Origin of the sequence: Lewinella sp. LCG006 (assembly GCF_040784935.1) — a bacterium.
GTDB lineage: Bacteria > Bacteroidota > Bacteroidia > Chitinophagales > Saprospiraceae > Lewinella.
The window spans coordinates 4943871-4959815 of the sequence record NZ_CP160680.1; the positions used below are offsets into that span (position 1 = coordinate 4943871).

At 43.4% G+C, this 15945-nt stretch carries 7 protein-coding genes; 6 read left to right on the plus strand and 1 reads right to left on the minus strand.

Annotation, left to right across the window (positions count from 1 at the left end; translation table 11 throughout):
• Positions 1-154: 154 nt before the first annotated feature.
• Positions 155-6568, minus strand: a complete 6414-nt coding sequence (locus AB0L18_RS17735) for a T9SS type A sorting domain-containing protein (protein WP_367388647.1) — start codon at positions 6566-6568, stop codon at positions 155-157.
• A 624-nt stretch (positions 6569-7192) separates the two neighbouring features.
• On the opposite strand from AB0L18_RS17735, the gene AB0L18_RS17740 reads away from it, so the two are divergent.
• The 6 genes from AB0L18_RS17740 (at position 7193) to AB0L18_RS17765 (ending at position 15858) form a co-directional block, all read left to right on the plus strand.
• Complete coding sequence (locus AB0L18_RS17740) at positions 7193-9844, plus strand: choice-of-anchor L domain-containing protein (RefSeq protein ID WP_367388648.1); 2652 nt, start codon at positions 7193-7195, stop codon at positions 9842-9844.
• Positions 9845-9997: 153 nt separating this feature from the next.
• On the plus strand, positions 9998-11473 hold the full coding sequence (locus tag AB0L18_RS17745; protein WP_367388649.1) for a hypothetical protein: 1476 nt from the start codon (positions 9998-10000) through the stop codon (positions 11471-11473).
• A 26-nt stretch (positions 11474-11499) separates the two neighbouring features.
• Positions 11500-12555 (plus strand): IS630 family transposase, encoded by a 1056-nt coding sequence (locus AB0L18_RS17750; RefSeq protein WP_367388650.1) that lies wholly within the window; start codon positions 11500-11502, stop codon positions 12553-12555.
• Positions 12524-13612, plus strand: a complete 1089-nt coding sequence (locus AB0L18_RS17755; protein WP_367388651.1) for a hypothetical protein — start codon at positions 12524-12526, stop codon at positions 13610-13612. The genes AB0L18_RS17750 and AB0L18_RS17755 overlap by 32 nt, the downstream gene beginning before the upstream one ends.
• 13 nt (positions 13613-13625) lie before the next feature.
• Positions 13626-14555, plus strand: coding sequence for a hypothetical protein (locus AB0L18_RS17760; protein WP_367388652.1), 930 nt, complete (start codon positions 13626-13628; stop codon positions 14553-14555).
• 397 nt (positions 14556-14952) lie between these two features.
• Positions 14953-15858, plus strand: coding sequence for a hypothetical protein (locus tag AB0L18_RS17765; RefSeq protein WP_367388653.1), 906 nt, complete (start codon positions 14953-14955; stop codon positions 15856-15858).
• The last annotated feature ends 87 nt before the right edge of the window (positions 15859-15945 follow it).

Here is a 15945-nt window from a genome sequence, read left to right on the forward strand (position 1 = left end):
TGGGCGTGTTTTTTTACTTAACTAATTGATAGATAGGGTTTTGTTTGAGTGGGAGTTACGCAGAATACAGCACCACTAAATAAAAAATCCCGCATTCTACCACCAGGGTAAAATGCGGGATAGGAAGCCTGCTGTATTGATTTACAGCAAATCCTTATTCTTTAATAAAACGAGTTACAATTACTTGTTCACCATCATACCAACGCAAGAGGTACATGCCTGCCTGTAATTGGCTGATATTGAGACTACTCTGGTTGGTGCCAGCAACAGGGCTAAGTGCTTGTTGGAAGAGCAACATTCCATTGATGTCGAAACAGCTTACTACCTGCTGCTCGGTCAGCAACGAAGAAGGTACAGTGACCTGTACGTTGATCTGATCGCTGGCAGGGTTAGGATAGAGGTTGATCACTACCCGGTCGGTATTAGGAAGGCTAGCATTGGTGTTGCCACCAGGAACCAGGTTCTCCAATTCAATCCGGGTAACGGTAACGAAATTGTCCGATAAATCGTAACAATCATCCGTCAGGATTCCTTCTGCGCTATCGCCTACACCTACGGTAATGTTTCCAGTGTAAGAAAGTCCCCATACTCGGCAAATGCCCGCAGGAACACCTTCAAAATCAATTACGCCAGTTGTTGACAAGCCAAGGATGTCGTTGTTCTCATCGGTGATTACATAAGCATAAGTCGTAAGTTCGATGCCGGTATTGATAAATGTGACGACATCAGCTTGTCCATCATTTACGATCAATTCTACATCTATACTTCCTTCGTCAGTGCTAACGGTTCCACCATCAGGCGTCTGGCGGACCAGGGTAATGTAGTTGTTGGAAATCGCCCAACAGTCACTGGACAGTGCCGAAGTGGTGATATCCGCCATGAAAGTAGGATCAAATTCACCGGTATAAACAACACCGTAAACCCGGCAGATACCTGGTGCTGAAGGATCAAAATCAATGATGTTGCTTTCGATATCTCCAAATAGGATGTTGTTTTCATCGTCCGTAATGATGTAACGGTAGTTGGGATCATCAGTGTCGTTGTCGAGGATCACAATATCAGCCATCCCGTCTTGAGGACAAATGTAGATGATCTCTTCTCCACTCATGGTACTCACATTGCCTGCATCCAGGCTTTCAGTACGTTCCACGGTAAGGAAGTTCTCAGAAAGCTCGAAACAGCTACTTGCCAGCTGCACTGCTGCTGCATCATCTCCGGGCTCTACCAAGAGGGTGCCAGTATAAGAAACGGCCCAAATACGGTAGAAACCAGGCTCGAAGTTGTCGAGGTTAACAATACCGTCTGTAGGTTCACTTACTTGAAGTACGATGTTCTGATCATCCGTCACCAGGTAAGCATAGCCTACGTTAGCGGTGCTGGTAGTCAATACCAGTGGTCCTGGCATGAAGTTACTGTGGCAAAGACGAAGACTGTCGGCACCTCCCTCAAAGCTGATGATTCCGCCATCAGGGGTGTCGATAAAGATGTCTACGAAGTTATTAGAAAGATCGTAGCAACCATTGCTGATTTCTACTGCGGTAATGACATTACCAATGCTCAGGTTGAGGTCGCCGGTGTAAGAAATTCCCCACATCCGTAGGGCATCAAGGCCAGCAGCTTGCTCAAAGTCAATGGTGTTTCCACTGAGTACCTGAAGTACAATATTGCCTTGGGTCGTCAGTACGTAGGAGTAGGTCGCTTCTGTAGAGCTTCCACTATTGACAAAGTTGGTGAAATCTGCCACCCCATCAGGGCAAACGTAAACTACGCTGGCACCAAGGTCTGTATAAATCTCTCCGCCATCGACGTAGGTTTTGTCTACGAAAACAAAGTTGTTGGTTAGGTCGTAACAACCGCTTGCCAATTGGTCTTCAAAAATATTGGCACCTGGTAAAACGCTTAATGACCCCGTGTACGAAAGTCCGTAGATACGCCAGTCACCAGGAGCAGCATTCTCGAAGTTAAAGGTTGGATCATTGAGGTTACCAACCAGGATGCTGTCTTCGTCTACCACCAAGTAAGTGTAAGCTGCCGCACTGGCACCAAAAACACTTACGGTGAAAGGATCTGGAATACCATCACCGATACACAAGGTCACTTCTTCCGCGCCACCTTCAACGAAAATCAGGCCAGCAGCTGGAGTGATATTGTAGATAGTGATATAGTTGTCCGAAAGATCGAAACAAGCAGTCGACAAATCCGCGTTGCCTGCATCTAAACCAATTTCAGCCAATAGATCTCCCGTGAAAACAAAGCCCCACATGCGGTATTCTCCTTCAGGAAGGAATTCGAAATCGTAAGTATTACCTCCTATGATGATATCAATAATGATATTGTCAGCATTGGTGAGTACATAGGTGAAGTTTCCTGAACCCGTACCCTGGTTGCTAAAGGTAAGAACGTCAGCTACACCATCTCCTGGACAGGTGTAGCGATCGCCTGTACCAATGGTGGTAGAAATGGTGCCGGCATTAAGCTCTCCTCGAACGACCGTTACGAAGTTGTCGGTAAGATCATAGCAGTCATTAGAAAGCGCTATCGTAGCAGCATTGTCACCTACTTCAGCAAGTAAGGTACCCGTGTAAGCAACTCCCCACACCCGACATGTACCATTGGGAGCACCTTCGAAGTCGGCTTCGTTGGTGTTCGTCAGAATATCGAGAATATTATTGTTTTCATCAGTAATCAGGAATGCGTAGTCGGTATTGCTAGCGCCGCTTGCCGCAAAAGCATACAAATCACTGATGCCATCATCGGTACAAAGGTAGAGGCTGGTCGCTCCTTCCGTAGTGCTGATGGTACCTCCTTGAGGTGTTTCGCGGATGATCGTGACGTAGTTGTCAGAAGCATCGTAGCAGCGGTTACTTAATTCGGTCGTCTCAATGTTACCTCCCGTCAACATCAACTGACCACTGAAGGCAACACCCCATACGCGAATTTCCGCAGGAACACTGATTTCATTGAAGTCAAATGGTGCACTACCAATGTTGTTCAGGATGTTGTTGTTGACATCCGTGATGACATAGGTGTAATTGGCGGTAGAGATGCCCGTGTTTACGAAAGACAGAATATCTGCTACATCGTCATTAGGACAAATGTTGATGGTGGTATTACCATCAGCCAGGCTGACCATTCCTCCGTCAACTTGATCACGGATAACTGTAACAAAGTTGCTGGAAAGTTCAAAACAAGCGTCTGTCAACGCTACTTCTGCGGCATTTTGACCCACTTCAGCAATAATTTCACCAGAGTAGGAAAGGCCCCAGACGCGACATTCGCCAGGTGCTGCCTGGTCGAGGTCAACACTATTGCCAGCAAGTACTGCCAGGATGTTGTTTTGGTTGTCGGTTACGATGTAAGCGTAAGACTCGTCTGTAGCTGTAGAGGTATTTTGGAAGATGAAGAAGTCCGCTTCACCATCGTTGCCACAGGCAAAAGTGTTGGTTGTTCCATCTTCCAGGCTTACCGTACCTCCATCGACAAAAGTGCGGATGACGGTAATGAAGTTGTCGGATAGATCAAAGCAATCACTAGCTAGATCCGTCGTAGCAGCGTTGTCACCAATAGCGGCAGTAAGGTTGCCAAGGTAAGCCAAGCCCCAAATGCGACAGATTCCTGCAGGCGCATTTTCAAAGTCGATCTGTGGACTGGTACTGGTATTCAGGATGATGTTATTTTCATCCGTGATGACGTAAACATAGTTGGTGCCTTCAGGTGCGGTGGTCTGTACATCCAGCACATCGGCGATGCCATCAGAAACACACACGAAGGCGGTTGTTTCACCATCCGCAAGGCGCAATTCTCCGCCATCAGGACCGCGAAGGTCAACCAGAAGGAAGTTGTCACTTAGATCAAAGCAATCGTCAGAAATTTGCGTGCCGGCTTCGATGGTTACTCCGCTTTGCAGCAAGAAGTTGCCACTGAAGGCCACCGCCCAAACACGGACAAAATCACCAGTGTAATCCTCAAAATTAGTGCTGGGCCCTGCCAGGATTTCCAACACCGTATTGTCTGTGTCAGTTACCAGGAAGGCAAGGTTGTCGTCACCACTGTAATCAGTAACAAAGTTCAAAATATCAACAACGCCATCGTTTGGACAGATAGCTGCGACCGTACTGCCATCTTCGAAAGTGATCTCACTAACACTCACCGAGCGATTGATAACGGAGACACTGTTGTCACTTAGATCAAAACACACATCCGCCAGCGTTGCGCCAGTGAAAGTATCGCCTACTGCAACACTGAGGTTGTCCAGATATGAAAGCCCGTAAACTTCGTAGGTGCCAAGTGGCAGTTGATTTAAGTCAAGATCGTTGCCTTCAACAATGGCGGCAATCAAATCTGTTTCAACATCTACAACTATATAAACATAAGCCAGGTTTGGATCGGCATCCGTAGCAACGAAGGTAAGGGTATTGCCACTACCTGCCATACATTCTACATAAGAGGTAGAACCATCTTCCAGGCTTACGATACCACCATCAGGGCCATTGCGGTTGATAACCACAAACCCATCAGATAGGTCGAAACATTCGTCGGAGAGTGCTTGTCCACCACCCAGGTTATCGCCTACATTGATGGTAAGGTTGCCACTGTACGCAACGCCCCAAACGCGGCAAATGCCGGGCTCTGCCGTGTCAAAATCTACAATGCCGTCAGCGGAGGTACCCAGAACAAAGTTGCCTTCGTTCGTAATCACATAGACGAAATTGTCATCACCAGCATAGGTGCTTGCAAAAGTCAAGACGTCGGGGTTACCGTCGCCTACACAAATGGTGGTTTCTGTGCTACCATCTGCCAGAATAACATCATCAGCGTTAAGTACCCGCTTGGTAAGGCTAAGGGTGTTCTCCGACAAATCGAAACAACTTGCACCGACGGCAGCTGGATCAAAAACATCACCTACCGTTAGCGCAATACCGTCAATATAAGAAACACCATAAACCGTATATGCCCCGGCAGCAAAAGCTGTGAGATCAATGCTGCCAGAAGTTACGATAGCGGCAACAGTATTGTCACTATTGTTCACCAAAAGGAAAGCATAGGAAGCATTGGGGTCATTACCGTCTACAACAAACTCCACCGTTCCAGTAGGTTCGAGGGTAGAACAGCTAAGGAAGCTGTCGGTACCATCGGCATAAGCGATATCTCCGCCGATTGGTCCATTGCGATTTACCAGTACGAAACCATCGGAAAGGTCAAAGCATTCATCGGACAGCAGGGTAGGGGCGCCAATGTTAATACCTTCTTCTACCAGTAAGTTGCCACTATAAGCTAAGCCCCAAACGCGGCAAATTCCAGCACCAGCACCTTCGAAATTAATCGTTGGATCAGCGGAAACACCCAATACGAAGTTGCCCTCGTTGGTGATAATATACGTGAAGTTGTCGGCACCGGTATAAGTAGAGGTGAAAGTAAGGAAGTCATCAATACCGTCACCTACACAGATGGTCACTTCGCTAGAGCCATCTTCCAGTAAAACATCATCAGCGTTCTGGACGCGCTTGATAAAGCTGAGGTTGTTATCAGAAAGGTCAGCACATTCGCTGCTGAGTTGGTCGGGGTTGAATGCAGCACCGGGAGCAGGAGTAAGGGTGCCTGTGTAGGCAACACCAAAAATGCGGTAGGCACCAACTGGAATCAGGGCCAGGTCAATCTCGGTAGCTGTGGTTACACTTTGTACCAAACCGGTAGTGCTGTTGACGATCACAAAGGCAAAATCAGTAGCCGGATCGTGGGTGCTCACTAAACTAACGGTGCCTGTAGGTTCGAGCACACTACAAGAAACAAAGGTTTCCGAGCCATCAGCGTAAGTTAAAGTCCCGGCATCGGGAAAGAGGCGAGTTACCTCTACATAGTTCATCGAGAGTTCATAACAGGCACTAGCGAGGTTGGTCGTAAGCAAGTCGTCACCTACCTGCCCGAGATAGTCGCCTACGTAAGCTAATCCCCAAACACGGCACACGCCAATACCCGCATCGGAAAAGTCGACGGTACCATCAGGAGATGTGCCCAGGATGTTGTTGTTGTCATCAGTGATAACGTAAACATAAGGCGTAAATTCACTGGTAGAAGTGAAATCGACCACATTGGTCACGCCATCATTGATACAGAGCGTGATAGCCGTTTCTCCAGCAGCAGTCATTACGTTACCCCCCATAGGTGTAAGATTGGAAATGCTGATGAAGTTGCCACTCAGGCGGTAACAAAAACTCCCCAGTGTTGCTTCCAGGTAGTTGTCACCTACTTGACCAAGAAACTGGCCGATATAGGATACAGAAAAGACCCGTAGGTTACCATCGGGTAAATCTTCAAAATTGATAAAACTGCTCGTACTGGCGTAGACGATAATATCGTCTTCATTCACGACAATATAAGCATAAGGAGTAGCCTGCGGACTCGACCTAAAACGGATTGTGTCGTCTAGGCCATCACCTTGGCAAAGCTCCAGCGTTGCGTTACCATCCACTCGGATAGTGCCTTGCACACAGCTGGAAAACACCTGACTGTAAGCGCTCAGGCTTGACAGTAGTAAAAAGAGTGTAAAAAATGTTTTCAGGATCTTCATATACCTTCTGATTTCAGATTTTTTCCCAAGTGGGAACTGATTAGGACGACAAAATATTAAGAATATGGATATATGAGAAATATTTCTCTCATGATTTTTGCAAAGGTCGGTTCTTTCGGTGGAAGGGCAAGCTATTCCCCTAAGAAAGTCTTAATTTCCTTTTACGTATACTTGTTTGTGGTCATATATGTTGCATGTTTTCAAGGAATAATACCAATGAAGGGCTTTATTTTGTCATAGGCCATGCCCTGCGTCGGAGTGTTTAGTAAAATTCCGTTTTGCGTATGATCCCATCTTAGTAATCAGTGCGATGCTTGCTACTGGCACCATCAAAATGTGTTCCTTTGGATTAGGGTCGAAGGAGGGTACCCCTAGCCGCAAAGGCTGCTCTCCCTATCCGCCCTAAATGATGAGCAATCACTTGCTGGGGGACTTTATGAGCGGATTTTCGTTAAATCCAGGCCTCCTACTATTGTTGTTTGAGAATTACTCATATCTTTAAGTCCTCTGTAATAGAAGCAACTATCAATCGTTTTGAGTCACGAGTGACTTAGGTTCCCCTTTTTTGTCTTACATATACACAAATCGTCTTCTCCTGGTCGAGGAGACAGGTAGTAACTATTCATGGAAAAGTTTGCTTTATGGTGGTCGATGGTTTTGGCTTTGATTTTGGCCTGTACAGCAGTGCAGGCACAGCAGGGGATCGTCACTCATAACGACTTTACGGCCCAAACGCTCGTTAAAGATATTTTTGCCAGTGGTGCTTGCGATAACATTGATTTGATTACGCCCATTGGTCATGAGAATGGCTTGGGGTATTTTGAAAATGGCATGGATATCATTGGCCTTGATCGTGGAATTATCCTCTCTACGGGCCCTACGCACAATGCGGCTGGCCCGAATAATGAAACCGATAAAAGTGGTGATTTGCCAGGAAATGGTGACGATGAAGACCTGTCGAGGCTGTCAACGGGCCAAGTTAGGGATGCCGTTGGGATTGAGTTCGATTTTGTCCCCCTTGATTCTATCGTAAGGTTTCGTTACGTTTTTGCTTCGGAGGAGTACTGTGAATTTGTGGGTAGTAACTACAATGATGTTTTTGGTTTCTTCATCAGTGGCCCTGGTATGGAGGGTGAGTTTACCGCTGATGCGGAAAATGTAGCCTTGATTCCAGGAACTGATGACTTTGTCGCAATCAATTCCGTTAATTTCAATCAGAATGCTGGCTTTTATATTCATAATGAACGTCCAGAAGACCAGTCTGAATGCGGGCTCTCCAATATCTCCACACCTCATTTGTCACAAATTCAGTACGATGGCTTTACGACGGTCCTTACGGCCGAATTAAGGCTTCAGCCATGTCAAACCTATCATATTCGCTTGGTCGTAGGAGATGTTGCGGATGCTTTTTTCGATTCTGCCGTTTTTCTGGAAGCGGGCAGTTTTAACCTTGGTGGTGAAATTGCCGTGACGGCAATCGGTGAGACGGCTGGGCCTGGGCAAGTTTTTGAAGGCTGTGAAGATGCGGCCTTCCGATTCAGCCGTAATACTGACAGCCCAATTGATCGACCACTAATAGTAGATTACCAAATTAGCGCGGCTTCAACGGCTACCCCTGGTCTTGATTACACACCTTTTTCGGGCACCATCACTATCCCGGAAGGAGACCTCTACGTTGATCTGCCGGTAAATACCCTGCCGGACATGGAAATGGAAGACGAAGAATTGATTCGTCTGGTTTTGAATATTCCTTGCGCTTGCTATGCCGACTCGGCCGATCTGGTCATTGTGCCTGCGCCTGAGTTGTCGCTGAATCTTTCCGACGTCTATACCTGTCCGGGGGAAGCAACTACGATGGTTGCCCTCCCAAGTGGTGGCGTAACTCCCTACTCATTTCAGTGGCAGGGAGGAGGAAATACCGCCAGTCAGCAGGTGCCTGGTGTCGACGGCGCGACCCACACCGTAAGTGTTACTGATGCTTGCCAGCAAGAGGTGAGTAGTACAGCCAGCGTATTTTTGACCACGCCACCCAGTGCCTTCCTTAGTGGCGCTGCACAAATTTGCATTGGTGATACCGCCTGGTTGCCTTTGCAGTTGGAAGGAGTGCCTCCTTATAGTATAGGTTACCTGCACGCTGGTGAAGCGTTTTGGCAAGTATTGGAAGATACTAACAGTGCCTTACCCCTCACTTTGCCTGGAACCTATCAACTTATCGGTATTCAAGACGCAGCTTGCACCGGAACTGCTACGGGTACTGGACAGGTAGAAGTTTGGAACCTGGATGCAGCAGCAACGGTCTTCCCGGTCAACTGCGCCAATGGCAATGACGGTGCCATCCAGTTGGAAATGACCGCCGGGTCACCCCCTTTCGACTTCCATTGGCTGCATGATGAACAAGCTGCCGAGCAACTGACCAACTTGGCAGCAAGTACCTATGAATTGGAGGTGACAGATGCTCGCGGATGTAGTCGCCTGTTTAGTTGGGATGTTACTGCCCCGCCGCCCTTGGTCGCTCCTCAAGTCGATTGTGAACAACTCTTCACGGGCACGCTATATGCTAATGCTTCGGGAGGAACCCCTCCCTATGATTACCAACTCGACGGTGGTAGCTGGCAAAACGAGACCACCTGGTTAGATGGACTATGGCCAGGTGAAGCCTACCCCCTGACCATCCAGGACGCCAACGGCTGTGAACTCCAAACCGAGTGGATCATGCCTGCACTTTACGCTGGCGGTATGGCCAGCTTGGACAATCCGATAAAACTACCATTAGGCATTACTGCACCCATAGCGTGGGAGCTTTACGTTCCCGAAAACCTGCTTGCCAGCATTGACTGGCAACCTGCTGTGCAGTTATCTTGTGTCGATTGCCTTGACCCTGAAATTACTGCCCGCCAGTCGGGTACGGTAGAACTCTACCTGAAAGATATTTTTGGCTGTAGCCAACAACTCCAAGCCGAGCTCATCGTCGAAGACCGCGTGGATGTTTTCCTCCCCAATGCCTTTTCTCCCAATGGTGATGAACACAACGACCAGTGGTTCCTCTTCGGCAACACCCTGCAAGTGGAACGCATCGAAGAACTCTTGATCTTCGACCGCTGGGGCAACATGGTCTTTCAAGCCACCGACTGGCCCATCAACAGCGAACGCCACGGCTGGGACGGTACCTTCCGCGGCCAGCCGCTTGATCCAGGGGTGTATGCCTACAGTATTCGTTTCCGCCTTGTGAATGGGGAACGTAGGACCTTGGGTGGAGATGTTTTGTTGTTGCGGTAGGGGGTGGGGAACTAAGAAAATGTGTTTTTTGTTCTGTTGAGGAGGTATTAACCATGATGGAAAATTTGTTAGGGGAAGGACTGTGAAGAATGGAAGTAGTTTAAAGTTAGATGTTAACAGAAAAAATTATTTAAAAGTATAAATAATTCAAAATTGAGACTACCACTTAGAATGTATTCGAATAAAAAATATTGGATTTTAAGAAATAAATTCCAGTGGATTAAATTTAGAGTAAAACGGCAGAAATTTAGAGCAAAAAAAGTCTTTTCTGACGAAAAATATAAGGTGAAGTCAACTTTATATCACATAAGATCTACTCTGTGGAATATAGTTAAAGCTATTGGAGCTGTTGTTTTTCTTTTTGCTGTTGAATATTATACAACTAGTTATTGGCAAGCAAATTTTGATTCATTTCCTGATTGGTTAATTGGAATACAAGAAGTTTTGCCAAAACCAACCTATCCGGATGACCGTGATGCGATAGTTGAACTAATTTCTGTTATTGCAAGTATAACAGGAGTAATTCTCGCTTTATTTTACCCAATTCTTGCAACAATAGCTAGTACAGCATACGCAAAGGTCCATGCGAGTATCAGGAATCTTTTGTTGTATGAAAAAGAAACGCAGGCTTATTTAAGACGGTTAACATATTTGACAGCAAGTTCAATTGCTGTTTTATTACTACTAAGCTTTCATTTTCTCCCTGGGAATTTGGTTCTTTCTATTTTGACTTTTTATGCATTTACTATCCTTTTTGGGATTCTTAAAATAGGTTTAGGAGTTTATAGTTTTTTTGAACCAAGTACATTGTCAAAAATTGTGCTCGACAAGCTTGTTGACACTATTGATAGTGTAACAACAAATGGAGAAAATTGGGATGAAATAAATTTTCAGAATTTTAATTATAAGCAAGCATTTGAACAAACAGAAAACTTATCGTTGATAACAAGTTTGTGTCTCAAAGACAGCGCTTTAAAAGAGACATCTTTTAAAGCAATTTTTGAAACCTCGATATTGGTTCTTCAATACTATGTTCGATTAAAATCAAGAATCCCTATTGATAGTCTTTGGTATCCTAATATATACCATCATCAATCTTTTTTTGAGAGCGATATGTCTTCAAGGAAAATTTCAAAAAGTACAAATACTTTTATTAAACCGAAGGTAAAGCAAAATCAATTTTGGTTTGAAGAACGAATCGTAACTAATCTTTCACGAGGCTTGGAGTCGGTTGTTGAAAGTGGTCATATAAATGTTTTGGGTGAATCAATATTATTGGCTTATCCTCTTTTTGATTCATTAGCCGCTAAAACTGATCTGCGAACAGGAGAAAATCTCTTAAATAGGCTTTTTTCAAGCCTAATTCTGATAAGTGAGAAAAAAGAAAAAAATGTTGATGTATCAAATTATGAGGATTGGAAAGATGAATTAGGTTGTATTCAGACTTATTGTTATTCATGTCTAAAGTTTCAAGTTGGTATTTTAGAAGTAGCAAGAAAATTCGACTCGAATAAGGTAAATGAAGAATATGGAAAAATAAAATGGGGTAAGGAAAATACGATTTATTTAACCGACTTTATACCTGATCTTTATGAATCAATTAATAGATATATACCCGTCACTAAGTAGTTTGGGAAAAAATCGTATTTTTTGGCGTGAAAATCAAGCTAAGTCAATCCGAGTACGATCAATTACGTCAAATTCAGAAGCATCCGAATTTGCCCCCGCGTCAATTCCGCAAGGTTACGGTCTTGATTATGTTGCATCAGGGACATAAGATCAAGGTCATTGAGGCTGCGCTGGGTTTGGATGATAATACCATCAGACGTTACGCGAAAGCCTTTTATGAAAAGGGATTTACGGCTTACCTCTTGGATGGGTTTACGCCCTATTCAGGAAAATTGAGCGAGGAAGAGATTTTGCTCTTGACAGCTCACTTGGAAGAGAACTTGTACGAAGAAGCCGCTTCCATTTGCGAGTATGTTCAAGTAACCTTTGGCGTTATTTATTCGGTATCTGGTATGACTCAGCTCCTGCATCGCATTGGCTTTGTATACAAGCAGACCAAGGCAGTAGCCAGCAAAGCTAACGAACAAGATCAGCTGGATTTTCTAGATGACGTACTGCCCGAACTTTTGGAACAAGCCGTACAAGGAGAAGCAGTAGTATACTACGCTGATGGCTGTCATCCCACCCATAATACCAAAACGGGGAGAGCTTGGATACGCAAGGGCCGAGACTTTGAGGTGGACTGTAATAGCGGTCGTAAACGGGTAAATATCAACGGTGCGATCAATGCACTTAAGCCTGAGCACTTGGTTTATGACATCACTGATTCTATCAATGCACAGTCTACCCAACGGCTGTGCCGGCAATTATTGAAGAAACATCCAAAGAAGAAAATATATCTGATCTGCGATAATGCCCGCTATAATCGCAATAAAATGCTTCAGGACTGGGCCGCTGATCAGCGCATAGAATTTGTATTTCTACCCCCTTATTCTCCTAATTTGAATCTAATAGAGCGGCTTTGGAAGTTTATGCGTAAAAAAGCCATCAGCTCTATTTACTACGATACGTATTCAAAATTCAAAGACGGAATAATTGATTTTCTCAATGACACTAAGTCACACAAGTCAGAGTTACGCAGGCTACTAACGTTGAATTTTCGTTCAGTAGGTGGGACTTCTGTATACGCCCAAACCACTTAGGGACGGGTATAGTAGGTTTATTCAAAACGAAAAAGATGTAGAAGGAAAACAAATTACACCAGATTGGTATTTTAAGCAGTCTCTTGTTGCAGAGTATTTGAGCATAATTACAGAGAAGATTAATTCCTCAATAGCTTTATTTGATTCATGTATTCTTTCATTAGCTGTGCATTTTGATGAAGAAAATAATTCTCTTCTTTCAACTTTTACAGCACAAGTTGGTTTGGAGATTATCCATAAGCTTAATTACAGGATTCGTGAAATTGAATCGTCTTTAGATGACCTTGACAAGGTTGAGGTATTTAAAGGTGAGTTTAAGTGGATAAAACCAAATTACGAAAAAATTATTAAATTGCTTTTTGTGTATGAAAGTAAATGTTATGGAATCATAACAAATAATATCGAAAAACTTTCTGTAGTAAAATGGAATAACCAGTTTCCTGATGTTTTTGCCCACTCATATTCCCTTTTGTCAACTCGTTTAAATAGTTGTTTTGCAAATAAGGATTTGCCTGGATTCCAGAAGTCCTTTCCTTCTTTCTTAAAAGCATCTATAAATGCTTTCGGAACTATAAATAAGACATTTGAACATTTTGACAAACCTCAAAATGTCTCATATCAAACTTTACTCGACTTAATGGAAATAAGTGGTTATGGATATATATACTCTGTTCTTTATGAGAATACTCACTTTTGGACCATTGTGAAAAATGCTTGGGATGAGAATTTTTTACCTACAAAAGAGAATATTGAACTCTTTGCTACTTACTATGAATATTATCAAAGAAATTTATTTGGTACAGGTGTTAATTTTAATGAAAAACACCAAAGGGGAATGACTCTAAATCATGTTGTACAAAAAATGGTAGTAGGCCCGCAAGACATAGAGGATTTGTTTGTCAAACCTTTCATTAAAGATTCCTTTTACTCAAATAATTATAACGTTGCAGAACTTTTTATAGAGATTTATCTTTTTACTTTCATAGAAGCAAGAGATGCAACAAAAATATTAAGAAGACGTTTTTTTACGCAATTGTGTTTAAATGTTGAAAAATAAAACCCGAAAGCTTATGATGAGTTCTGAAACGGATAGGATTTCTATTCCCTACTACACAAATACTTATGATGATAGGGGAGCTGATTTATCGATGTTTATACAAGATTTTTATCAAGATATGGTCCCGGTGCATGGTTCTGATTATGAATTTATCCATTGTGAATTAGAGCCAGAAAATGTTAAATTTAACGAAATTATTCATGAATTATTCCCGTCTAATGACTATACCTATAAGAAGAATTTAAATGATATAGTTTTGACAACTCTTCAGTTAGTTGCTCAGTATTTAGTTTATAGTGGTCGTCTTGTTTTTGAACTCGTTACTCGAAAAGATATTGATGGAAGAATTGATTATAAACTTGAAATAGTTCATGGGGAAGAAGTTAAAATTGTAGGAGATAAAATTATTCAAGTAATGCATAGAGATGCTGTAGAACAACTCGGTATATCTGAACCTATAGTTGTACCGGCTGAAAAATGTTTTGTAATTGAGTTTCCAAAATCATTAGGAGGGAGAGAAGGGTATTTGAAATACCTTGAAGATTTTAAAAAAATAGAAGATCAAAACCCTATGATGAATTATTTTAAAAATCCTTTGGTGGAGCAAGTTGGCTATGTTTTGAAAGAGCATCAGAGATTATTCGAACTTGAGCTTTGGAGGAAAAGTAAAGTATTTAACTGGCACCACAGAGAAAGTAGAAGCGATTTGTTTTCAAGATACTATCAAATCTATAGACGCCTACAATTTCGGAAATCAAAAATTATTTTACGAGATTACATTATCGTGCAGCTAACTGAAATAGTTGACAATATTTCAACGAAATTAGGATGTAAAACAGAATTAAAAATTGAGGGTCTGATTTCATTGGAAAGAATTGATGAGGAGCTTAGGAAATGGAAGGCAGGAGAATCAGTACATGGAAAAATAAACGAAGTCCTGTGATTCTTTTGAATACTTATACCTAAACCACTTAGTAACGGGTATAATAAATGAAGGCCGGATCGATGGATAGTAGTATCGCGTATTTTTTGTTAAGAGTTGGGAGTATTTAGCTTGTAGACAAATTTTTCTTGAGGTTTAAATCAAAATCCCTGATAATTTTTAATCGATAGTACCCTTTATGGTATTACCTTATGCAAGGTTGCAGGTATCCTTAGTTATAAACTGCTACGGTGTTGACTATTTTATTGAATCGAAGTGAATTTTTTCGGAATAGCGTTGGTCGTAGATACTAGAGACACGATAGTAAGTATAAACCTAAAGAATTACCAGAGCATCTTTTTTGTAGTAATGGGGAAAGAGAGGGAGAAACCCATAAAACGAGGTTAAAAGCAAACCCATGAACAAATATCATTTATACCTAGCACTAACCTTCCTATTGTTGAGTCAAGTATTGACGGCGCAGGAGAACCCTGGATTAGACACCATCCCATTCGAATTGACGAGCCATAATAATCTGTCGATTAAAGCAGTGTTGAATGAAAAGGACACTGTTCATCTGATGTTTCATACGGCGGCGAGCTCCGTCACCTTGACTAGCGCGGCCACGGAAAAGCTGGCAAGTATCCAGTGGGATACGGAGGAGGATGTCAGGAGCTGGGGCGGAAGCACCTCGGCAAGGTACAGTGCGAGTAATTCCTTAGCAATAGGGAATTCAAACTGGGACAGTCTCGCTATCTGGGAAACACAAGAATCCGGGCCAGGAACCGATGGTAAATTTGGGCCAAACCTGTTTGCCGGAAAGGTAATAGAAATTGATTTTGATCAAGGTGTGATTGTACTTCACGACACACTTCCTGGAAAGGTGGAAGGATTTACCAAAGTCCTCGTCACTTATGAGGACGAATTTATGTTTGTGCAGGGAGTAACCACGATCAGCGACGAGGATTACCCCAATAAATATCTTATCCATTCCGGCTACGGCGGGGCCATTTTGTACGATGATAAATTTACTGCAGAAAGCAAGATTGGAGCACAAATAGAGATACTGGAAGAGAAGGAACTGAAAGACTCCTACGGCAATGTGCTGAAAATAAAAAAAGGAAAGTTGCCAAAGTTCGCTATTGGCGACGTTGTTTTTGAAGACCTCCCCGTCGGCTTCTTTGAAGGAACCATTGGCCGACAGCAAATGAGTGTGATGGGAGGCGATCTGTTAAAGCGGTTCAATCTTATTATCGATGCTGATCGGGAAACCCTCTTCATCAAGCCCAATTCATTGATGGAATTGGCTTATTCGAAGAGGTGAGAATAAGTTAAAGTCAGCGCGCCGGTCGCCGTACGGAGCACACGCATCCCAATTCATCGTGAGAGGAGGGATAGGAGCTGCTCCGTA